This window comes from Nocardia lasii (assembly GCF_042658545.1).
Lineage (GTDB): Bacteria > Actinomycetota > Actinomycetes > Mycobacteriales > Mycobacteriaceae > Nocardia > Nocardia lasii.
Window position 1 is genome coordinate 238,517 of sequence record NZ_JBHSQN010000014.1, and the last position, 21,807, is coordinate 260,323.

General features: G+C 69.8%; 18 protein-coding genes. 7 read left to right on the forward strand and 11 right to left on the reverse strand.

Features of this window, described 5'->3' with window-relative positions; translation table 11 throughout:
• The first annotated feature begins 70 nt into the window (after window positions 1–70).
• Window positions 71–469, forward strand: coding sequence for a phage holin family protein (locus ACFP3H_RS21755; protein WP_378608791.1), 399 nt, complete (start codon window positions 71–73; stop codon window positions 467–469).
• Here the strand turns inward: ACFP3H_RS21755 and ACFP3H_RS21760 are convergent.
• Window positions 466–1,335, reverse strand: coding sequence for a 1,4-dihydroxy-2-naphthoate polyprenyltransferase (locus tag ACFP3H_RS21760; RefSeq protein ID WP_378608793.1), 870 nt, complete (start codon window positions 1,333–1,335; stop codon window positions 466–468). The two genes, ACFP3H_RS21755 and ACFP3H_RS21760, sit on opposite strands and share 4 nt — an antisense overlap.
• 67 nt (window positions 1,336–1,402) lie before the next feature.
• Window positions 1,403–1,867: an SRPBCC family protein gene (locus tag ACFP3H_RS21765; protein WP_378608794.1), complete on the reverse strand. Its 465-nt coding sequence runs from the start codon at window positions 1,865–1,867 to the stop codon at window positions 1,403–1,405.
• A gap of 113 nt (window positions 1,868–1,980) precedes the next feature.
• Here ACFP3H_RS21765 and ACFP3H_RS21770 point away from each other — a divergent pair, with 113 nt between their 5' ends.
• On the forward strand, window positions 1,981–5,481 hold the full coding sequence (locus ACFP3H_RS21770; RefSeq protein WP_378608796.1) for an AfsR/SARP family transcriptional regulator: 3,501 nt from the start codon (window positions 1,981–1,983) through the stop codon (window positions 5,479–5,481).
• 48 nt (window positions 5,482–5,529) lie between these two features.
• Here ACFP3H_RS21770 and ACFP3H_RS21775 read toward each other — a convergent pair whose 3' ends face one another.
• From ACFP3H_RS21775 to ACFP3H_RS21795, 5 genes are all read right to left on the reverse strand, one after another.
• Complete coding sequence (locus ACFP3H_RS21775) at window positions 5,530–6,354, reverse strand: ABC transporter permease (RefSeq protein ID WP_378608798.1); 825 nt, start codon at window positions 6,352–6,354, stop codon at window positions 5,530–5,532.
• On the reverse strand, window positions 6,351–7,334 hold the full coding sequence (locus ACFP3H_RS21780; protein WP_378608799.1) for an ATP-binding cassette domain-containing protein: 984 nt from the start codon (window positions 7,332–7,334) through the stop codon (window positions 6,351–6,353). Before ACFP3H_RS21780 ends, ACFP3H_RS21775 begins: the two co-directional genes overlap by 4 nt.
• 314 nt (window positions 7,335–7,648) lie before the next feature.
• Window positions 7,649–8,776, reverse strand: a complete 1,128-nt coding sequence (gene menE, locus ACFP3H_RS21785; RefSeq protein ID WP_378608871.1) for an o-succinylbenzoate--CoA ligase — start codon at window positions 8,774–8,776, stop codon at window positions 7,649–7,651.
• A 277-nt stretch (window positions 8,777–9,053) separates the two neighbouring features.
• Entirely contained in the window at window positions 9,054–9,446 is a 393-nt protein-coding gene (locus ACFP3H_RS21790; protein ID WP_378608801.1) for a VOC family protein, read from the reverse strand.
• Window positions 9,447–9,474: 28 nt separating this feature from the next.
• Window positions 9,475–10,368: a 1,4-dihydroxy-2-naphthoyl-CoA synthase gene (locus tag ACFP3H_RS21795; protein ID WP_378608803.1), complete on the reverse strand. Its 894-nt coding sequence runs from the start codon at window positions 10,366–10,368 to the stop codon at window positions 9,475–9,477.
• Window positions 10,369–10,509: 141 nt separating this feature from the next.
• On the opposite strand from ACFP3H_RS21795, the gene ACFP3H_RS21800 reads away from it, so the two are divergent.
• The 3 genes from ACFP3H_RS21800 to menD all read left to right on the forward strand — a co-directional run bounded on the left by ACFP3H_RS21800 (window position 10,510) and on the right by menD (window position 13,698).
• On the forward strand, window positions 10,510–10,956 hold the full coding sequence (locus ACFP3H_RS21800) for a DUF6918 family protein (protein ID WP_378608804.1): 447 nt from the start codon (window positions 10,510–10,512) through the stop codon (window positions 10,954–10,956).
• Between the two features lie 439 nt (window positions 10,957–11,395).
• Window positions 11,396–11,812, forward strand: coding sequence for a hypothetical protein (locus ACFP3H_RS21805; RefSeq protein WP_378608806.1), 417 nt, complete (start codon window positions 11,396–11,398; stop codon window positions 11,810–11,812).
• A gap of 254 nt (window positions 11,813–12,066) precedes the next feature.
• Window positions 12,067–13,698, forward strand: coding sequence for a 2-succinyl-5-enolpyruvyl-6-hydroxy-3-cyclohexene-1-carboxylic-acid synthase (menD, locus tag ACFP3H_RS21810; RefSeq protein WP_378608807.1), 1,632 nt, complete (start codon window positions 12,067–12,069; stop codon window positions 13,696–13,698).
• On the opposite strand, the gene ACFP3H_RS21815 is transcribed toward menD, so the two are convergent.
• Window positions 13,695–13,949: a hypothetical protein gene (locus ACFP3H_RS21815; protein WP_378608809.1), complete on the reverse strand. Its 255-nt coding sequence runs from the start codon at window positions 13,947–13,949 to the stop codon at window positions 13,695–13,697. The two genes, menD and ACFP3H_RS21815, sit on opposite strands and share 4 nt — an antisense overlap.
• A 191-nt stretch (window positions 13,950–14,140) precedes the next feature.
• Here ACFP3H_RS21815 and ACFP3H_RS21820 point away from each other — a divergent pair, with 191 nt between their 5' ends.
• Entirely contained in the window at window positions 14,141–14,731 is a 591-nt protein-coding gene (locus tag ACFP3H_RS21820; protein ID WP_378608811.1) for a TIGR03086 family metal-binding protein, read from the forward strand.
• Window positions 14,732–14,867: 136 nt separating this feature from the next.
• Here the strand turns inward: ACFP3H_RS21820 and ACFP3H_RS21825 are convergent, their stop codons facing one another.
• The gene (locus ACFP3H_RS21825; RefSeq protein WP_378608812.1) at window positions 14,868–15,506 is read right to left on the reverse strand and encodes a TetR/AcrR family transcriptional regulator; all 639 of its coding nucleotides are present in this window, start codon (window positions 15,504–15,506) and stop codon (window positions 14,868–14,870) included.
• An 83-nt stretch (window positions 15,507–15,589) separates the two neighbouring features.
• Between ACFP3H_RS21825 and ACFP3H_RS21830 the strand changes: the two genes are divergently transcribed.
• Entirely contained in the window at window positions 15,590–16,633 is a 1,044-nt protein-coding gene (locus ACFP3H_RS21830; protein ID WP_378608814.1) for an aldo/keto reductase, read from the forward strand.
• Window positions 16,634–16,637: 4 nt separating this feature from the next.
• Here the strand turns inward: ACFP3H_RS21830 and ACFP3H_RS21835 are convergent, their stop codons facing one another.
• Together ACFP3H_RS21835 and ACFP3H_RS21840 are read right to left on the reverse strand one after the other, a co-directional pair.
• Window positions 16,638–20,852, reverse strand: coding sequence for a molybdopterin-dependent oxidoreductase (locus ACFP3H_RS21835; RefSeq protein ID WP_378608815.1), 4,215 nt, complete (start codon window positions 20,850–20,852; stop codon window positions 16,638–16,640).
• Window positions 20,853–21,050: 198 nt separating this feature from the next.
• The gene (locus ACFP3H_RS21840; protein ID WP_378608817.1) at window positions 21,051–21,764 is read right to left on the reverse strand and encodes a demethylmenaquinone methyltransferase; all 714 of its coding nucleotides are present in this window, start codon (window positions 21,762–21,764) and stop codon (window positions 21,051–21,053) included.
• Window positions 21,765–21,807 lie beyond the last annotated feature (43 nt).

Consider the following 21,807-nt stretch of genomic DNA (forward strand, 5'->3'; position numbering starts at 1 on the left):
CCGCCTGAATTCTTCCCGTGTCTGTGTCGGACCCGCCGCGATGTCCGTTTTCGGGCCTAGCATTGCGTGTATGCAACTAGCAATACGGTTGGTCATCAACGCCATTGCCATCTGGGCCGCGGCGGCGTGGATCGACAAGATCGACGTCATCGTGCCGCCGGATTGGCAAGCCGAATGGGGCAATTGGGGCAAGGCGCTGGTCCTGGTCATCGTCGCCGCCGTGTTCACGGTGGTCAACGCGGTGATCAAGCCCATCGTGAAACTGCTGTCGCTGCCCTTCGTGATCCTGACTCTCGGGCTGTTCCTGCTGGTGGTGAACGCCTTCATGCTGTGGCTCACCGCCAAGATCACCGAGATCACCGATTACGGTCTTCGCGTCGACGGTTTCTGGGCGGCGCTGTGGGGCGGTGTGATCATCACTCTGGTCAACTGGGTGCTCGGCATCCTGGTGCCCGACGGCGACGACTAACCGAGCCCGACCGCCAGCGCGCTCAGTGCCGACCAGGCCAGCAGCGCCAGCCCGGAATCGCGAAGGGCGGGAATCAGTTCCAGCCCGCCCTTCCCGGTGCGCACGGGCGCGTTGGCGCGGATCGCCAGCGGCAGCGCGAGCAGGCCGACCAGGGCCCACGGTGTGCGGGCCACGAGCGCGAGGCTGATCACGAACGGTGTCGCGAGCAGGATCAGGTGCAGGGTGCGGGTGCGCGCGTCGCCGAGTTTCACCGCGAGGGTGACCTTTCCCGATTCGGTGTCGGTGGGGATGTCACGCAGGTTGTTGGCGACCAGCACCGCGCTGGAGAACGCGCCCACCCCGATCGCGAGCAGCAGCCCGACCCAGTCGACCCGCAGCGCCTGCACGTACTGGGTGCCCAGCACCGCGATCAACCCGAAGAACACGAACACCGCGATCTCGCCGAAACCGCTGTAGCCGTAGGGTTTGCTGCCGCCGGTGTAGAACCAGGCACCGGCCAGGCACAGCGCGCCGAGCAGCACCAGCCACCAGGCCGTGGTCGCGGCGAGCACCAGCCCGGCGACCGCGCCGAGCGCCAGACTCAGCACGGCCGCGGTGCGCACCGATTGCGCCGAGGCCAGTTTCGACCCGACCAGGCGCAGTGGACCGACCCGCACGTCGTCGGTGCCGCGGATGCCGTCGGAGTAGTCGTTGGCGTAGTTGACGCCGATGATCAGGGCCAGCGAAACCAGCAGGGCCAGCAGCGCTTTCCACCAGACGGCCCCGTCGAGCGAGGCGGCGGCGCCGGTGCCCGCGAGTACCGGCGCGATCGCGTTGGGCAGCGTCCGTGGTCGGGCGCCCTCGATCCATTCCGCTGCTGTAGCCATGATTCGAAGCCTAATCCGATCTCGGCCTCGCGCGCTGCCCGCCTCGGTGCGGTCGGCCCGAATTCGGTCAGGCCGGAGCGGATTCGGCGATGGTCTTGAGTCGGGCCAGGCCCTTGTCGAAGTCCTTGCCGATGAGGTTGTCGATGGGAAAGACGCTGCCCAGCACGCCCATCAGGCCGGTGCGGGTGCCGGTCATCTGCCAGCTCACCTCGGTGCCACCGGCGGCGTCGGCGAGGGTGAAGGTGACGAAATTGGTGGCCTTGAACGGCTTTTCGAAGGTGAGCTCCACTCCGATCTCGCGGTCGGCGTCGGCTTTGATCTCCATCACACCCGCCCCGGCTTTGCGGTTGCCGCGCCAGGCGTAGCGGGCGCCGACGCCGGATTCGGGGCCGGTGTAGGTGCGGGCGAGTTGGGGGTCGGCGTCTTCCCAGGGTGACCACAGTCGCCACTGGCGGAAGTTGTCGATCAGCGCGTGGATCCGGGTGGGTTCGGCGGCGATGAGGGTGCGCCGCGACACCGCGAAATTGCCCATGCGCGTGAGCTTAAGTGGCGGTGGGGTCGATGTCGCGACACCGTCGCGGGCTGTGTCGCCGACGGGCGCGCACCGTGTTCGGTCGGTGTTCTCGCCTACGATGAGTTCCGCCCATGTCTGCACAACTCCGCGGCCCCGTCGGGTCGCCCGCCGAGGCTGTTTCCCGCGTTGTCGTGGGTGTCCTCGGCGTGATCGCGATCCGCCGCGACCAGGACCTGATCGCGCTGCCCGGTGCCCGCGCCCGCCTGCTGCTGGCCGCGCTCGCGGTGCGTCCCGGCCGGGCGCGCGGTGCGCAGGCGCTGATCGAGGAGGTGTGGGGTCGGCAGCCGCCGCGCGCGCCGATGAACGCCCTGCACACGCAGGTCTCGCGCCTGCGCGCGCTGCTGCCCGACGGTGCGCTCGAGATCGGCCCCGCCGGGTATCGGTTGACCCTGCCCGCCGACAGCATCGACCTCACCCTGGCCGCCGACCTCGCCCGTCGCGCCGACCAGCGGTTGGCCGATCATCCGGCCGACAGCCTCACCGAGATCGCCAGGGCCCGCGCACTGTGGCGTGGCGAGCCGGGCGCCGACCTACCCGATTCCACCCCTGCCGAGGATCTGCGCACCGCCGCCGAGACCGTGCGTCACCGGCTCGATCACCTCGAACTCGCCGCTCACACCGCCCTCGGCGACTTCACCACCGCCCTCCCGCTGGCCCGCGCCACCGCCGCCGCCGATCCACTGGACGAATCCGCCCACACCACCCTGATCCGCCTGCTCGCCCTCGCCGATCGATCATCGGAAGCTCTCGAGGTCTTCGCCGCCTACCGCCTACGCCTGATCGAAGAACTCGGCGCCGATCCCGGTCCGGCCCTGCTGGCCCTCAACACCGCCATCTTGCGCGGCGAGCCGATCACGGTCGCACGGCAGTCGGTCGGTGCCCCGCAGCCGGGTGGGGCAGACGCGTTGTCCGGCCCCGGCACAGGGCAGGTGCGCGATCCGGCCGCGTTGTCCGACGCTGACACACGGCAGGTGCGCGATCCGGCCGTGTTGTCCGACCCCGGCACACGGCAGGGGCGCGATCCGGTCGCGTCGGTCGGCAGCGGTGCGCGCGAGTCGGGTGACCCGGGTGGGTCCGGCCCGCGCTCGGCTGTCGGCCTGCGTGCCGCACCCAACGAATTGCTCGGTCGCGGAGCCGATCTCGCGGCCATCGCCGGTCTGACGAACCGTTCCCGCGTCACCACGATCCTCGGTCCGGGCGGGACCGGCAAGACCAGGGTCGCCAACGCGGTGGGGGAGCGGCTGGCGAGTTCGGTGCCGGTGGCGCTCGTCGAACTGGCGTCGGTGCAGGCCGAGACGGAAGGGGGCGCCGACGCGCGCGCGGCGGTGGAGGCCGCGATCGGACAGGTGCTCGGGCTGGGTGAGGCGCGCGAGCCTGGTGGGCTGCGGCCGGGCCGACACATCGACTCGGGTCGGCGGTTGCGGGAGGCGCTGGCGGCCCGGCCGATGGTCTTGATCCTGGACAACTGCGAGCACGTGATCGACGCGGTGGCGGACCTGGTCGCCGATCTGGTCGGCGGTTGCGCGCACCTGACCGTGCTCACCACCAGCCGCTCACCCCTGTCGATCACGGCCGAATCCGTCTATCCCCTCGACCCGTTGGCGATCGACGCGGCGGGCTCACCCGCGACGGACCTGTTCTCGGCCCGCGCCCGCGCCGTGCGCCCCGACGTGCGCCTCGATCCCGAGCTCGTGGCGCGCCTGTGCCGCACCCTCGACGGCCTCCCGCTGGCGATCGAACTCGCCGCCGCCCGGGTGCGCACCATGAGTGTGGCCGAGATCGAGACCAGGCTCGAACACCGCTTCGCCCTGTTGCGCAGCGGCGACCGGTCCGCCCCGCACCGCCATCGCACCCTGCACGCCGTGATCGCGTGGAGTTGGAACCTGCTCGATCCCGAGCAGCAGGTCACCCTGCGCAGGCTCAGTCGCTTCCCGGCCGGGTTCACCCTGGCCGCGGCCGAGATCGTCGCCGCGGGCCCCGAGGTGGCCACCGCCGTCGACGGGCTGGTCAGCCAGTCGCTGCTGACCGTCCTGGACGACCCGGACGGCGCGGGCGTGCGCTACCGCATGCTCGAAACGGTGCGCGAGTTCGGCGCCGAACAGCTCGCCGAGGTCGACGCGCGCACCGACGGCGCCGAATCCGCGCTGGTCCGCGACCGAATGGCGGCCTGGGCCTGCGGATTCACCGCCGCCGCGGCGCGCGAGTTCCGCACGGGCGACCAGGTCGCGGCCGTGCTCGCGGTGACCGCCGAACTCGACAATCTGAGCGCGGTGCTGCGCCACGCGGCCGATCGCGGCGACGCGGCGACCGCGTACGCGGTGTTCCCGGTGGTCAGCATGGTGTGGATGATGCGCGGCGCGCACCGGGAGTTCCTCGGCTGGGCGCTGCGGCTGGTCGCGCTCGAACCGGACGAACCGTCCTCGGCCGAGGACGCCGATCTGCAGATGATCGCGCACCTGATGACGTTCTTGCACATGCAGTTCGTCGACGAGGGCGGCGCTCGCGCGGTGGCGATCGTGCGCACGCGAGCGCGGCGGCTGCGCACCTATCCCGGCCTCGATCCGGCCCTGGCCTTCCTCGGCGAATTGATCACGGTGCGGCCCAGCGGGTGGCGGTTGGGTCGGTTGTTCGCGCGGGGGACGCGCTCACCGCACCGGTTCGTCCGGCTCGCCGCGTTGTTCGCGCGCGCCAACTTCTGGGAGAACGGCGGCAATATCGCCGGTTCGACCCGCGACGCGTTGCGCGCGCTCGACCACCTCGACCCGACGCAGGTGTGGGGCACCGCGATGGTGTGCCAGCACCTGGCCCAACTGTGCGGCCAGTCCGCCCGCTACGGCGAGGCGGTGACGTACTACCGGCGCGCGCTCGCGCCGTTGGACCGGCTGCGCGTGCACGACGAGATCATGGAGATCCGCTGCTATCTGGCCTCGGTGCTGGTGGGCAGCGGGCAGCTCGAGCAGGCGCGCGCCGAACTCGATTTCGCGTTGCGCCCCGACGATGCGGGGGTCGGTCCGGTCGACGATCCGGCCGTGCGGCGCAATCATCGGCTCGCGAACGCCGCCACCGCCATCGCCGAACTCGAACTCGCCGGCGGTGAGCTCGACGCGGGTCTCGGTCACTACCGCCGCGCTCTCGAACTGCTCGGCTGGCCCGGTTTCGAACCGACGCCCGGTCCGGGCGCGCTGATGATCGCGGCGGCCGCGGTGGATGCCCATGCCCTGCACGGGCGCGCGTCCGACGCCGTCGACCTGGCGGATCGGCTGTTCGCGTCCGCCGATCGACGACTGGCCCAGTTCTTCGATCTGCCCCAGATCGGCGCGGTCGGGTGCGCGTTGGGTTCCTACCTGCTCGGCACCGGCACCGACCCGGATCGTGGTCTCGAACTGCTCACGCTGGCAACCAAATCCAGTGCTCGCCAGGACGGCCCGTCGATGGAAGTGGCCTGTCACCTCGCGCTGCACCGAGCCACGGTGGGCGATGCCGCGATGGACGAGGCCCTGCGCCGGGCGGCGGGCCTGCGCCGGATCACCGCCGCGCGGCGCATCATCGAACTCATCGCCGACAAGCCCTGACACGACGAATGGCACCCGAGATCGGGTGCCATTGTCGAGCAGCGAGATTCACGCGCGACGCATATACGCCCGCACTGCCAGCGGGGCGAAGATCGCGATCACCACCAGCGAACCGACCAGCGACCACACCAGGTCGGTGCCGTAACTGTTGGCGTTCATCAGTTCCCGGCTGGCGTTGACCATGTAGTACACCGGGTTGACGTGGTTGAGCCCCTGCATCCACCCCGGCATGGTGCTCACCGGGGCGAACGCGCCGGACATGAACGTCAGCGGGAACATCACCATCATCGAGATGCCCTGCACCGACGCGGCGCTCTTGCCGGTGACGCCGACCAGCGCCCAGATCCAGCTGACCGCGAACGAGCACACCACGACCACCAGGCAGGCCGCGACCACCCCGACCACGCCGCCGGCGGGCCGGTATCCCAGGATCAGCCCGACCAGCACGGTCAGGGTCGAGGCGATGGCGTAGCGCACCATATCGGCCAGCAGTGCTCCGGCCAGGGCCGAAACCCGGGCGATGGGCAGCGATTTGAACCGGTCGAACACGCCCTTGTCCATGTCCTCGCGCAGCTGGGTGCCGGTGACCACCGAGGTCAGCACGACGGTCTGCACGAGGATGCCGGGGATCAGCACGGGCAGGTAGTCCTCGACGCTGCCGGAGATGGCGCCGCCGAAGATGTAGGTGAACAGCGCCGTGAACAGGATCGGCTGCACGGTCACGTCGAAGAGCTGTTCGGGATTGTGTTTGATCTTGAGCAGGCCGCGATAGGCCATGGTGAGCGAGGTGGAGACGGTGTCGCGCAGGCTGATCCGGTCGGAGACCGCGGCGAGGTCGTCGGTGGGGGTGGGAGCGGTGAGTACTGCGGTCATGCCGCGCTCCGTTCGGTGTCGTCGGATTCGTCGGCCGGGTGGCCGGTGATGGTGAGGAAGACCTCGTCCAGGGTCGGTTTGCTCACGGTGATCTCCTCGACCCCGATCTCCCAGTCGCGCAACCGGATCAGCAGGTCGGCGGTGAGGTTCGGGTCGGGCAGTGCCGCGGTGAGCCTGCCCGCTTCGGGGCTGACCTGGGTGCTCACGCCGAGGAAGTCGCCGACGATGCGCCGGGCTTCTTCGAGCTGGGCGGGGTCGATGGTCAGGTGCACCGAGGATCCGCCGATGGAGGACTTGAGTTCGTCGGCGGTCCCGTCGGCGATCACCCGGCCGTGATCGATCACCGCGATCCGGTCGGCCAGCTGGTCGGCCTCGTCGAGGTACTGGGTGGTGAGCACCACCGTGGCGCCCTCGCGGACGAGTCGGCGGATGGTGTCCCACATCTGGGCGCGGGTGCGCGGGTCCAGGCCGGTGGTGGGTTCGTCGAGGAACAGCAGCGGCGGGGTGGCGATGAGGCTGGCGGCCAGGTCGAGGCGTCGGCGCATGCCGCCGGAGAAGTTCTTCAACGGTTTGGCGGCGGCCTCGGCGAGGTCGAATTCGTCGAGCAGTTCGGTGGCCCTGCGGCGGGCGTCGGCGCGGCTCAAACCGAGCAGACGGCCGAAGATGAGCAGGTTCTCGGTCGCGGAGAGTTCCTCGTCGACCGAGGCGTACTGGCCGGTGACCCCGATCAGGGAGCGCACCGCGTTCGGCTCGGCCACCACGTCGCGACCGAAGATCCTGGCACTGCCGCTGTCGGGCCGGAGCAGGGTCGCCAGCATCTTGATGGTGGTGGTCTTACCCGCCCCGTTGGGACCGAGCACGCCGTACACCGCCCCACGCGGCACAGCCAGGCTCACGCCGTCGACCGCCCGCTGCTTGCCGAACACCTTGACCAGCCCGTCCGCCTCGACGGCAAGGGGTGAAGTGGGTGTGAAAGTCATGGGAACAACGGTGCCCACCCCACCTTGCACCGCCCTTGCACACCCCTGTCGCCACCACTTGCACTGAGACCCCGACCCTGCGCGCGATCGCCCCCACCTGCGTGTTCTCGGCGCCAGCCGCCAAAAACACAGCGCCAGCCGCCAATAACCCAGTTCAAAAACCTGGGCCAGGCACCCCTGGGTGTTCTCGGCGCGCCTCCGCCTCTGGACTGACCGGAGGGTGCGACGAAGGAGTACCCGGAGGGAGGGAAGAGGCGGAGTTAAGCGCCGAGAACCGCGGCGCCAGCCGCCAAAAACACAGCACCAGCCGCCGACTACTCAGCCAGCAGTAGCTTCCGAACAGCCGTCCGGTCCGGTTTACCCGGTCCACGCAGCGGTATCTCCGAAAGCACCGCCAACTCACGCGGCGCCGCGATCGAGTCGAGTTCCGCCACCACGTGCGCGCGAAGTTCGTCGAGCGTAGGCGCCGTCGCACCCGGCGTCGGCACCACCGCGACGGCGACCCGCTGTCCCAGCCGCTCATCGGGCAGGCCGAGCACAATGCATTCGCGGATTCCGGGGTGATGGGCCAGCACCGCCTCCACCACCTGCGGAATCACCAGTAACCCACCGGTCATGATGGCTTCGTCGAGGCGCCCGGAGATGGTGAGGACCCCGTCCTCGAAGGTGCCCGCGTCCTCGGTGCGGAACCAGCCGGGTTCGGCGAAGGCCGGGTGATCGGGCAGGTTGCGGTACCCGCGCGCGATCATCGCCCCGCCGAGGATCACGCGCCCGTCCTCGATGCGTACCTCGGTGCCCTCGAGCGGCACGCCCTCGTACACGCACCCGCCGCAGGTCTCGCTCATCCCGTAGGTCCGCACCACGGTGATGCCGGCTTCGCGTGCCCGGTCGAGCACCGGGGCGGGGGTGGCCGCGCCGCCGACGAGCACGCCGTCGAGTTCGGCCAGCGCCTTCGACGCCACCGGCGAGTCCAGCGACTTGATCAGCTGCGTCGGCACCAGCGCGGTGTAGCGGCGCGGCCCGCGCATCGCGGCCACCGCCCCGGCCAGCGCCTCGGGCAGGAACCCGCCCGAGACATCGAGCACGGTCGGCTCGGTCCCGGCCAGAATGCTGCGCAACAACACCTGGATGCCGGCGATGTGGTGGGTGGGCAGCGCCAGCAGCCAACTGCCCGGTCCGCCGAGTCGATCGTGGGTGGCGGTGCCGCTGGTGCGCAGCGCGTCGGCGCTGAGCAGCGCGCCCTTGGGGATGCCGGTCGTGCCCGAGGTCGTCACCACGAGCGCGACGTCGTCATCGATCGGCTCGCCGGGCTTGAGCGCGTCGGAGAGCCTGCGTGCCTCGCGCCGGTCGGTGGTCGGGATCGGCAACCAGGCCGGGCCGCCGCCGTCGAGCGCTTGGCGCAGGTGGGGAAGTACTTCGCTGACCCCCGAACCGGTTGGCATCTGCAACGTCCGCAGGGTTTTACTCACCCCGACACCTCCGGATACTGCACGTTGCGCGCCCTCACGAGTTCGATCGTGTCATGCGACCGACAAGACCCGGCCAACGGGTCGGTTTGCCGGGAAACGGGTCGGAAAAGCCAGACATCACCACTGCGATTCAGTAGACGGGCACGACTGCGACTGCGGTCCGGACATCGACGGTCGGGCGCGGGCTCGCTGTTATCGTGCGTGGCCGAACCGGCTTCGGCAAGTCGGCTCGACCGCGCGCCGAGCCCGCTCACTCAGCTGACCAGCGCGGATCCCGCCGAATCGGATGTTCGGCGGGAATCTGCACCAGCACGATCGCGACTCCGTCGGGATCGCGCACCCACATCTCGCGCAGCCCCCACGGTTCGAGTACCGGGGCGCGTTCGAGCTCGATTCCGTTGTCCGCCAACTCCGTCGCCGCGGCGTCGAGGTCGCGCACCTGCAACCAGATGGCGCCGTCGAAGCTGCCCGCGTGCCCGCTGCCGCCGTGCGCGGCGACCTCGAGCAGCGACTGCCCGGCGAACAGCACCGTGCCGCCGGGGTACTCCCGCGCGATCGCCAGACCGAGGCCGTCGCGGTAGAAGGCCAGCGTGCGGGCGTAGTCGGTGGGCCGCAGGATGATTCGGCTGCTGAGAATGTCCATCGGGTGTCCGTTCTCGAGGGACCGGGGCTCAGAAGTACCAGGGGTAGGGCGCCCAGTCGGGCTTGCGCTTCTCGAGGAACGCGTCGCGTCCCTCGACCGCCTCGTCGGTCATGTACGCCAGGCGGGTCGCCTCGCCCGCGAACAACTGCTGTCCGACCAGACCATCGTCGAGCAGGTTGAACGCGTACTTCAGCATGCGCTGTGCCTGCGGCGATTTGCCGTTGATGTCGGCGGCCCACTCGAGCGCGACGTTCTCGAGCTCGTCGTGATCGACGACCTTGTTCACCGCGCCCATCTGGTGCATCTCCTCGGCCGTGTAGGGCCTGCCGAGGAAGAAGATCTCGCGCGCGAACTTCTGGCCGACCATCTTGGCCAGGTACGCGCTGCCGTACCCGCCGTCGAAGGAGCCGACGTCGGCGTCGGTCTGCTTGAACTTGGCGTGCTCGCGCGAGGCCAGCGTCAGATCGCAGACCACGTGCAGGCTGTGCCCGCCACCGGCGGCCCACCCGTTGACCAGCGCGATCACCACCTTGGGCATGAACCGGATCAGGCGCTGCACCTCGAGGATGTGCAGCCGACCCGCGCGCGCGGCGTCGACGGTGTCGGCGGTCTCGCCCTCGGCGTACTGGTAGCCGTTGCGGCCGCGGATGCGCTGGTCGCCGCCCGAGCAGAACGCCCAGCCGCCGTCCTTGGGGCTCGGGCCGTTGCCGGTGAGCAGCACCGCGCCGACGTCCGGGCTCATCCGGGCGTGGTCGAGCGCGCGGTACAGCTCGTCGACGGTGTGCGGGCGGAACGCGTTGCGTACCTCCGGCCGGTCGAAGGCCACACGCACCGTGCCCTGCTCGATATGGCGGTGATAGGTGATGTCGGTCAGGTCCTCGAACCCCGGAACGGTCTGCCACAGCTTCGGATCGAAAGTCACGACCACGATTATTGCCCTATCGGCGCGGTGGCCGGTACATGCTGGTAACACTGCAGGTCGAGCAGTCAGCGCGTCAGTGCGATCCCCGATGCGTATAGTTGCGCCTGCTCGTACATCGAACCGATCCGGAGGAACCTGAAAGTGGTTGCAGCACTGTCTGAATACCTGCTCGACGACGCCAAGCGTCCGGCTTTCCTTGCTGACGCCGTCGAGGTGCTCGACGCCGAGGTCTCGGACAAGGGTGGTGCGTCCGGCCTGGCCGTGAAGGGTGGCTACGCGGCGGTCAAGAAGATCAGCCCGACCATCGTTCCCGACGGTCTGGCCTCGCTGGCGCCCAAACTGCTCGATCAGCTCCAGCCGTACTGGGCCGAGTTCACCACCTCCGGCGCCGGTACCTTCGCGGATCTGCTCGTCGCGAAGTCCGACGAGGTCGCCGAGGCCCTGCTGGCCGTCACCGATGCCCGCGCCGAGGCGTCCACCCGGCCCGCGCTGAAGAAGGTGTACTCGTCGATGCGCGGTTCGGCCAAGAAGCACGTCATCGAGGCCCTGCCGCGCGTGGGTGACCTGGTGCAGAAGCACGCAGGCTGATCGTTTCGCGGTTCGTCGGCGGGTCCTCGCGGGCTCGCCGACGGTCGTGAGTGGATGTTCTCCAGGCCGTACACCCTCGGGGTGTGCGGCCTGGAGTGCTTCCGGTCACAGATCGGTCATTAACATTCGTAACCTTCGGCGCCGGTGGGGTCCGGGTCCGCCGCCGGAGGTTTGCCATGATTTCGCCCGCTGATAGCCATGATTTACATTTCCCCGAGACTTCCGGGGATAACGCGGAGTTAACGCGGGGAAAATATGCGAGTAGCGCGATGTTTACCGTGATTATCGCCACGTATAACGGATTGGCAAAGGCGGTCCTGAATCGATTACCTTTCAGTTGTCCGCAGATCGCAGCGAAAAGCGGATAGTCGTTCGGATCGCCACATTGCATTCCGCCACATCGCGTTACAGCCCTGCGGCGGGCCTGGAAGGAACTCTCATGATTCGCAAGTCTCTCGTCGTCGCCGGTGCTCTCGCGATCGCCGTGGCCGGCCCCGCCGCCGCCGCGAACGCGTTCGCTGGTTCCTCCGCTGGTTCGGCCGCCCTCGGCGCCACCGGCTCGGCTGCCCTCGGCGCCACCGGCTCGGCTGCTGCCGGTGCAGGTGGCACCGGTTCGGCCGCCCTCGGCGGTGGCACCGGCCTGGCCGCTCTCGCCGCCACCGGCGCGGGCACCGGCTCCGCCGCGCTCGGCGCGGGCTCGGCCGCCCTCGGTGGCCTCGCCACCGGTTCGGCCGCCCTCGCCGATGGTGTCGGCATCCTCGACACCGGCAGCTCGGCGCTGAACAACATGACCGGCACCGGTGTCAACGTTATCGACATCCTGCTCGGCCTGCGCGACCTGAACGCCCCTGCCTGAATTATCTAGGGCAGTAGGAAAATTGAAGCGGTGGCGAACTACGGTTCGCCACCGCTTTTCTTTGTTCGAATCAAGATCAATATAAATATCGATAGCGGGGCAATTGCTGACGCATTTCCCGCTGTCTTCTCGAATCGATTCGATTGCGGCACAGCGCTTTGCGGACTCTTCGCCGCCCGTGCTGCCGCGTGCGTGTCCCGGGTAACAGGGGCCGAGGGCGGCGCCACACCGGTCGGTCTGTCACGCTGGTGGTTGTGAATCCGTCAACAGCGCAGGCTCGGGTGGTCGTCGACGAACTCGTGCGCGGGGGTGTGCGCGAAGTCGTGCTGTGCCCCGGATCGCGCAACGCGCCCTTGGCGTTCGCGCTGCAGGCCGCCGACGCGGCCGGGCAGCTGCGCCTGCACATGCGGGTGGACGAGCGCACCGCCGGCTTCCTCGCGATCGGGCTCGCGGTGTCGGCGGGTCGACCAGTTCCGGTCGTGATGACCTCGGGCACGGCCGTGGCGAACCTGGGCCCGGCGGTGCTGGAAGCCAACTACGCGCGGGTGCCGCTGATCGTGATCAGCGCGAACCGGCCCTACGAGATGCTGGGCACCGGCGCCAACCAGACGGTCGAACAGCTCGGCCTGTTCGGCTCGCAGGTGCGCGCCACCATCAGCCTCGGCCTGGCCGAAGCCGAGGCGGGCGAGTCGGCCTATCCCCGACAGAACAGCGTGTGGCGCTCCTCGGTGTGCCGGGTGCTCGCCGCCGCCCGTGGCACCCGCTCGGGCAACGCGGGTCCGGTGCAGTTCGACATCCCCCTGCGCGAACCGCTGGTCCCCGAACTGTCCGACGATCCGCTACCCGCCGGTCGCGAGGGCGAGCGCCCGTGGACCGCCACCCAGTACGCCACCCTCGACGTGCCCCTCGACATCGACCTCACCCCCGATACCGTCGTCATCTCCGGCCACGGCGCCCGCCTGCTCCCCGAACTGGCCGCGCTGCCGACGGTGGCCGAGCCGACCGCGCCCATGCACGGGCCCGCCCTGCATCCGCTCGCGCTGTCGCTGGTGAAGCCGACCCAGGCGATCATCACCGGCCGCCCGACCCTGCACCGGCAGGTCTCGCGCGTGCTCGCCGACCCGGACGTGACCGTATTCGCCCTCACCACCGGCCCCCGCTGGCCCGATGTCTCCGGCAATGTCGTCGGCACCGGCACCCGCGCGGTCACCACCGGCGCGCCGAGCCCCGAATGGCTGGCGCGGTGCGCCGAACTGAACCGGCAGGCCGTCTCGGTGGTGCACTCGGAACTGGCGGGCCACCCCAAGGCGACCGGCCTGCACGTGGCCGCCGTGGTGATGGACGCCCTGCGCGAAGGCGACCAACTGCTGCTCGGGGCATCGAACCCGGTGCGCGACGCCGCCCTGGTGTCGAACCCGCGCCCCGGCATCCGGGTGCTGTCCAATCGCGGCGTGGCCGGGATCGACGGCACGGTCTCCGGCGCGGTCGGCGCCGCGCTGGCCCACCCGGGCCGCACGGTGGCGATGATGGGCGACCTCACCTTCCTGCACGACGCCGCCGGGCTGCTGATCGGGCGCGGCGAACCCCGCCCGGACAACCTCACCATCGTGGTCGCCAACGACGACGGCGGCGGCATCTTCGAACTGCTCGAACAGGGCGACCCGCAGTACGCGGGCGTGTTCGAGCGGGTCTTCGGTACCCCGCACGGCATGGATCTGGCCGCGCTGTGCGCCGCCTACCGCATCCCGCACCGCCAGGTCGACCCCGCCGAACTGGCCGTGGAACTGGCCGCCGACGCGCACGGCATGCGCGTGCTCGAGGTCGCGACCGAGCGGTCCAGCCTGCGTGAACTGCACGCGGGCCTGCGGACGAGGATCGCCGGCTAGCTGTCCTCGGCGACGGTGAAACCCTCGGCGCCCTCGTCGAACGGCACGGGGATGGTCTGTTCGATGACGTCGGCCGGGTTGGCGGTGTCGGCGTCGCGGGCGATATTGGCCGCCATCTCGTCGGTGTAGTCGGCGGCGTCGAAGTAGGCCGGATCGTCGGGGTCGTCGTCGCGGAACGCGGACTGCTCCTGTTCCACCCGGTCGGCCTCGGGGACCTCGTCGAGCGGGCGAGCGGTCTCGTACTCGATCATCGGTGCTCCTCGTTCGTCGGCGTTGCCTCGGACCTGGATTGCCTCGACGTGCTGTGATGCGGGGGTGTCGCTGCCCCGCGTCATCCAGGGTGCGCCGATCCGGGGCGGACGGCAACCCCGACGGCGATGAGTTCGCGACTGTCACGTCGTCTTCATGAACGTAGGCATCACGTCATGGATGAGGAGTACACATGGAACCGCAGTTCGACCTCGAACCCGCCGCTCGGTCGCTGGCCGCGATCGTCGACGGCATCGCCGACGACCAGCTCACCGGGCCCACGCCCTGTGCCGAGTCCACGGTGCGCGATCTGCTCGCCCACGTGGTCGGCCTGACCGAGGCCTTCCGCCAGGCCGCCACCAAGGAGGCCATCGGCCACTCGGCCCCGCCGCCCAGCGGCGCCGACAGCCCCCTGCCCGACTCGTGGCGCACCCTCATCCCGGCCCAACTCGACGCCTTGACCGCCGCGTGGCGCGTCCCCGAGGCGTGGGAGGGCGACACCGAGGCGGGCGGTGTCGAACTGCCCGCCGCGATCATGGCCATGGTCGCCCTCGACGAACTCGCCATCCACGGCTGGGATCTCGCCGCCGCCACCGGCCAACAGCTCACGGTCGATCCGACCACCGTCGCGATCCTGCACGAGTTCCTGCGCGACACCGATCCCGAGGGCACTCCCGGCCTGTTCGGCCCGACAGTCGAAATCCCCGCCGATGCAGCACCTTTCGATCGCGTCCTCGGCCTGACCGGCCGCGACCCCGCCTGGCATCCGGCGGGTGTCGTTTAGAGACCTCGGCTGCTGCCGGCGAGTTTTTCCGGCGCGCGGTGGTGCCACTTACGGTGCCGTCGCGAGCGCCGGTGTCGATGACCGTCTCAGTGAGCAATCGGCGACCTCCTCGAATGTCGTTGGGGCGCGGACATTCTCACGGCACGCTGCTTACGGCGTCGGCGGTGGTCACGAAGGTGCCCGCGATGGTGGCGAGGGTGGCCGCTCTGGCCGAGCGGTCGGCGATGTCGACGTCGATCGGGTCGCCGCTGGCGAGTAATCGGTAGTACAGCGGTGCGGAGACGGCCGACAGGACGGCGCGGGAGTCGGTGCCTGCCGGTGCTTCGCCGCGCGTGACCGCGTCTTCGACGCAGGGCGCCCATTCGGTGAGGCGGGTGTCGTAGAAGGCGTGCAGGGCGGCGGCGGCCGCGTCGTCGCAGGTGGCGGCGGCGATCACGGCGCGGAAGAGGTTGCTCTGGCGGGTGTCGGTGAGGGTTTTCGCGACCAGTCGGGCATTGGCGGTCAGGTCTTCGAGCAGGGAGCCGGTGTCGGCGCGGGGCAGTGACTGGTCGGCCATCTCCACGAGCAGGTCGGCGACCAGGCCGGCGGGGGTGCGCCAGCGACGGTAGACGGTGGTCTTGCCGACCCCGGCGCCCGCGGCGACCTCGGTGAGGTCCAGGTGGGCGAACCCGCGGTCGGCCAGCAGGTCACCGGCCACTTCCAGCACGGATTCGCGCACGCGGGCGGTGCGTCCACCCGGCCGGACGGAACCGGGCCAGGCGATATCGTGATCCATAACGGAACTCCTGTTTCGTTTACGGCGAATCGGGTGTAGGGTCGATCGTGTTAACGACACTACCGGACCTTTTAGGAGTTCAGATGGACTATCGACGACTCGGCGCCTCCGGTCTTCTGGTTCCGGCACTGGGTTTCGGGGCGGGCACGTTCGGCGGCCGCGGCCCCCTGTTCAGCGCGTGGGGCGATACCGACGCCACCCAGGCCAGGCGCCTGATCGACATCAGCCTCGAGGCCGGTGTCACCCTGTTCGACACGGCCGACGTGTATTCCGACGGCGCCTCGGAGGAGGTCCTCGGCGCGGCGATCAAGGGCCGCCGCGATCAGGTCCTACTGTCCACCAAATCGGCACTGCCCACCGGTCCCGGCCCCCAGGAGGCGGGCTCGGGCCGGGCTCGCCTGATCCGCGCCGTCGAGTCCTCGCTGCGGCGCCTGCGCACCGACTACCTCGACCTGTTCCAGCTGCACGCCTTCGACGCGGGCACCCCGCTCACCGAAACCCTCACGGCCCTGAGCGATCTCGTACGCACGGGTAAGATCCGCTACCTCGGCGTCTCCAACTTCGCCGGGTGGGAGCTGATGAAAACCCTCGCCACCGCCGAGGCCCTCGGCGTGGAGAAGCCGGTGGCGCACCAGGTCTACTACTCGCTGGCCGGGCGCGACTACGAGTGGGAACTGCTGCCGCTGGCCGCCGATCAGGGTGTCGGCGCGGTGGTGTGGAGTCCGCTCGGGTGGGGCAGGCTCACCGGCGGGGTGCGTCGCGGCCAGGCACTTCCGGTCACCAGCAGGCTGCACGAAACGGCCGAGGCCGGCCCTCCGGTCGACAACGAACAGCTCTACGACATCGTCGACGTCCTCGACAGCATCGCCGCCGACACCGGCCGCACCGTCGCGCAGATCTCCCTGAACTGGCTGCTCACCCGGCCCACCGTGGCCACGGTGCTGATCGGCGCCCGCACCGAGGAACAGCTCCGGCAGAACCTCGGCGCCGTCGGCTGGCAGCTCGACCCCGATCACCTGGCCGCGCTCGATGCCGCCAGCGCGACCACCCCGCCCTACCCCTACTACCCGTACCACCGCCTGCCCGACTTCGCCCGGCTCAATCCGCCGCTGACCAGCGCGGCCTGAGCGGTCAGTACACGTCGCGCACGTAGCGTTTCTCGGCCACGAGCTGTTTCTTGAAGGCCAGCGCACCCGCCTCATCCAGTTTTCCGTGGATCTGGGCGATGCGAAGCAGCGTGTCGTCGACGTCCTTTGCCATGCGGGCGGCATCGCCGCACACGTAGAAGTGGCCGCCGTCGCGCAGCCACGACCACAGCTCGGCGCCGTGCTCGATCATCCGGTGCTGCACATAGACCCGTTCGCGCTGGTCGCGGGAGAAGGCCAGGTCGAGGCGGGTGAGGAAGCCGGAGCGGAACATGTCCTCGAGCTCGGCGCGGTAATAGAAGTTCTGGGCGGCGTGCTGGTCACCGAAGAACAACCAGTTGCGTCCGGTGGCGCCGATGGCGCGGCGTTCGTGCAGGAAACCGCGGAAGGGAGCGATGCCGGTACCCGGTCCCACCATGATCATCGGGGCGTTCGGGTCGGCGGGCGGGCGGAAATGCGGGGCCCGTTGCAAGAAGATCGGCACCTCGGTGGTGTCACGGTCGGCCAGGAAGGTCGAGCACACCCCACCGCGCCGCGACGAGGTGCCGACGGGGTCGCCGTAGCGGACGATCCCGACCGTCAGCTGAACCTCGTCGGGGGTGGTCAGCGGGCTGGAGGAGATCGAATACTGGCGGGGCTGCAGCTTTTTCAACGTGCCGAGCCAGTCCACCAGGTCGGTGCGCACCGGGAAGTCGCGCAGCACGTCGACGGCCTGGCGGTCCCACAGGTAGGAGGCGAGTTCGTTGCGGTTGTCGCGGCGCAGCAGCTTGGCCAGCTGCGGGTGGTGGTTGCGTTCGCCGAGGAAGCCGAGCAGGTCCTGGCTCACCTTGGTGATGTCGAAGTGGGTGCTCAGGGCATCGGTGAGGGTGAGTTCGCGGTCGTCGACCTCGATCGTGCGCGCACCGTCGAGGCCGGTGCAGGTCAGCCACTCCGCGACGAGTTCGGGGCAGTTCGTGGGCAGCACGCCCAGCGAATCGCCCACCTCGTAGCCCGCCTCGAGATCGTGCAGGTCGAAACCGAAGCGCCGCACCTCTTTCGACGAACCCGGGGCGCTGAGGACTTCGTTGCGCATCAGGGTGGCGCGTACGGGGGACTGGCGGGTGAACGGCGCGGCGGGGGCTCGCTGGGTGCGGGCGGGGGCGGTGGTCGGTCGGTCGAGCACGATCGCGCCACCACGGCCGGTGGGCGAGGAGAGGGCCGGTCCCGCACTCGGTGGCGCGCCGACGGGGCCGGCGGGGCCGCCGTCGCGGGGTGCGCGGGCGGGGGCGGAGTCGTCGACGGGTGATCCGCCCGTGATCGCGGCTACGACCTCGTCGACCCACTGGTCGGCGGCGTCGGCGAAGTCGGGCTCGCTGTCCACCCGGGCCAGCAGCCGCTTCGCGCCACGTTCGGCGAAGAGGGTGTCCAGTTTGCGGCCGTGTCCACAGAAGTCGTCGTAGGAGGAGTCACCGAGTGCGAACACCGCGTAGCGAACACCGTGGAGGCGAATGATGCTGTCTTCCAAGCGAGTCCAGAAGTCCGCGCCGTTGTCGGGCGGGCCACCGTCGCCGAAGGTGCTGGTGACGATCAGGACGTCACCGGCGAGGGAGGTCAACTCGCACGAATCCATGTCGAGCAGGGCGGGCGTGAGTCCGGCCTCCTGGAGCCGGGTGGCGATGGTGGCGGCGAGTTCCTCCGCGTTACCCGTCTGCGAGGCCCACAGCACGGTAACCGGCTGGGCCACAGCGCTTTCGACGGTCTCGCCGGCGGGACCGGCGGCGCTGGTGCGCGAGTACATGCCGGCCAGGAGCCCGTCCACCCACAGTCGCGACCGGTCCGACATCGGCGCGCTCACCGGCAGCACCGGCTGGCCGGTCACCGGCAGGGATTGCAGGGCGGCGAGGTAACCGCCGAGGTAGACGCGCTCGGTCTCGCTGAGCGTGGGCGAGGTGCCCGCGTCCAGGCCGAGGATGCCCGCCAGCGGGTGCGCGGCGGCCGGGCGGTCGGGTTGCGCGGGCGCCTGCTCCGGGGTGGCGGCGGGGCCGACCCGGCGCAACGCCACCGCGCACGCCTTGAACTCCGGTTGCAGCGACGCGGGATCCACCGCGTCATTGGTGACCGCGTTGATCGTCAGATATTCGCCCTGTTCGTCATTCCAATGGAAGGGAGCGAAACAATCACCAGGTCGAACCCGATCGCTGATGCGCACCGGCAGGACGGCACGTCCCCGGCGCGAGGCGATCTCCAGTTGGTCGCCCGGCTCGAGCTCGAGGCGGCGCGCGTCGGTGGGATGCACCTCCACGAACGGGTCACCGTTGAGCTTGGTCAGCTTGGCGACCTTGCCGGTCTTGGTCATCGTGTGCCACTGATGTTGCAGGCGACCGGTATTGAGCAGGAACGGGTAGTCGTCGTCGGGCAGTTCGGCGGCGGGCAGGTGCGGGCGGGGGAAGAACACCGCGCGCCTGCTCGGCGTGGCGAACGCCAGGCGCGGGGTGGTGCCGTCGGCCGCCACGTGCAGCGGCTGGTGGGTGCCGTCGTTGAGGTAGCGAATCGGATTGCGCGGGGTGTCGGCGTCGGCGCACGGCCACTGCATCGGCCCCTCGGCCAGGCGCTCGTAGCTCATGCCGCTCAGGTCGTACCCGGTGGCCGGGTTGGTGAACTGCTGCAACTCGGCGAAAACTTCGGCGCTGGAGGCGAAGTCGAAGCCGGGGAAGCCCATCGCGGTGGCGACCTGGGCGATCAGCGCCCAGTCCGGGCGCGCGTCGCCGATCGGGTCCACCGACTGCCGCAGCAGGGTGACGTTGCGTTCGGAGTTCACCATCACCGCGTCCGTCTCGGCCCACAGCGCGGCGGGCAGCAGCAGATCGGCGTAGGAGTTGGTGGCCGTTTCGGTGTAGGCGTCCTGCACCACCACCAGTTCGGCCGCCTCGAGGCCGGCGATCACGGTCTTGCGATTGGCCACGGTGGCAACGGGATTGGTGCAGATGATCCACGCGGCCTTGATCTCGCCGTCGGCCAGCCCGCGGAACATGTCGATCGTGCCGGGGCCCGCCTCGGTGCGCAGGGTGTCCTCGGGCAGGTCCCACGCGGTTTCGACGAAGGCGCGGTCGGCGGGGGAGAGCAGGCTGCGCTGGCCGGGCAGGCCGGGGCCCATGTAGCCCATTTCGCGCCCGCCCATGGCGTTGGGTTGCCCGGTGAGCGAGAAGGGGCCGCTGCCGAGGCGGCAGATCGCCCCGGTCGCCAGGTGCAGGTTCACCAGGGCGTTGGTGTTCCAGGTGCCGTGGGTGGACTGGTTGAGCCCCATCGTCCACAGCGACATCCACTCGCCCGCCTCGGCGATCATCGACGCGGCGGTGCGGATATCGGCCTCGGCCAGCCCGGTCAGCTCGGCCACCCGGGCCGGCGGATAGTCGGCGAGGAACTCCGGCATCGCTGCCCAGCCCTCGGTGTGCTCGGCGATGAAGTCGGTGTCGATCGCGCCGTCGGCGACGAGCAGGTGCAGCAGGCCGTTGAGCAGGGCGAGGTCGGTGCCGGGGGCGATCTGCAGGAACAGGTCGGCGCGCGTGGCGGTCTCGGTGCGGCGCGGGTCGACCACGATCAGCTTGGCGCCCGCCTTGAGCCGGTCGGCCATGCGCAGGTACAGGATGGGGTGGCAGTCGGCCATGTTCGCGCCGCTGACCAGGAACAGGTCGGCGTGCTCGAAGTCGTCGTAGGAGCCGGGCGGCCCGTCCGCGCCGAGGGACTGCTTGTAGCCGGTGCCCGCGCTGGCCATGCACAGGCGCGAATTGGCTTCGATGTGTTGGGTGCGCAGGTAGCCCTTGGCCAGCTTGGTGGCCAGGTACTGCGCTTCCAGCGACATCTGGCCGGAGACGTACAGGGCGATCGCGTCGGGGCCGTGTTCGTCGAGGATCGCGCGCAGCCGGCCCGCGGTCTCGCGTACGGCCTCGTCGACCGGCAGCGGCACCGGGACCTGGTCGCGGGCCGGGCGCCGGTAGGCGGTGTCCATTCGGCCGGGCGCGGCCATCATCTCCGCGTGGGTGGCGCCCTTGGTGCACAGTCGGCCCGCGTTCGCCGGGTGCAGCTTGTCGCCGCTGACCTTCGCGATCACCCGTGCACCGGACTGATCAGTCTTGGTCTGGACGCTTATGCCGCAGCCGACGCCGCAATACGAGCACTGCGTACGCACAGTGTCCGTGTCGCGTCTGTCCGCTTCCCCTGTCATGGTTCGATCATCCGCACTCGTCGTTGCGCTCGATTTACCGAACGTTATGTCCAGGTGACAATCGACCTCACACGCCGAAATCCCGACGGTGAGGTCGAGGCGGGAATATCGCCGCTGATCAGGGTACCTGCGGGGGCATCGACGCACCGACGCGCGTCGGGCGGGGTGAGCAGCCTCACCCCGCCCGCGCACCGATTCTCAGCCCAGTTTGTAGCCGCGGTGCAGCGCCACCACACCGCCGGTGAGGTCGCGCCACTGCACCGAGTCCCAGCCGGCGTCGGCGATCCGGCGGGCCAGCCTGCGCTGATTGGGCCACGCGCGAATCGACTCGGCCAGGTACACGTACGCGTCAGGATTGGAGCTCACCGCGCGCGCCACCCGCGGCAGCGCCTTCATCAGGTACTCCATGTAGAGGGTGCGGAACGGGCCGAACACCGGGGTGGAGAACTCGCAGACCACCACCCGCCCGCCCGGCTTGGTCACCCGCAGCATCTCGCGCAGCGCCACATCGATATCGGCCACATTGCGCAGGCCGAACGAGATCGTCACCGCGTCGAAGGAATCGTCGGCGAAGGGCAGCGCCATCGCGTCACCGGCCACCATCGGCACCCGACGGAACCGGCCCGCCGCGAGCATGCCCTGGGAGAAGTCCGCGGCCACACACCACGCGCCCGACTTGCCGAGCTCCACGGTAGACACCCCGGTACCCGCGGCCAGGTCGAGGACCCGCTCACCGGGCCGCAGCCCGAGCGCGCGTCGCGTCGCCCACCGCCAGTACCGATCCTGGCCACCGGAGATCACCGTATTGGTGAGGTCGTAGCGTTTAGCCACACCGTCGAACATCGACGCGACCTCGTGGGGTTGCTTGTCCAGCGAAGCCCGAATCGGTTCCCGCTGCTCTGTTGTCGCCACGTACCGAGCTTAGAGTTTTTCCGCCGCGACGGTACGAGTGGGT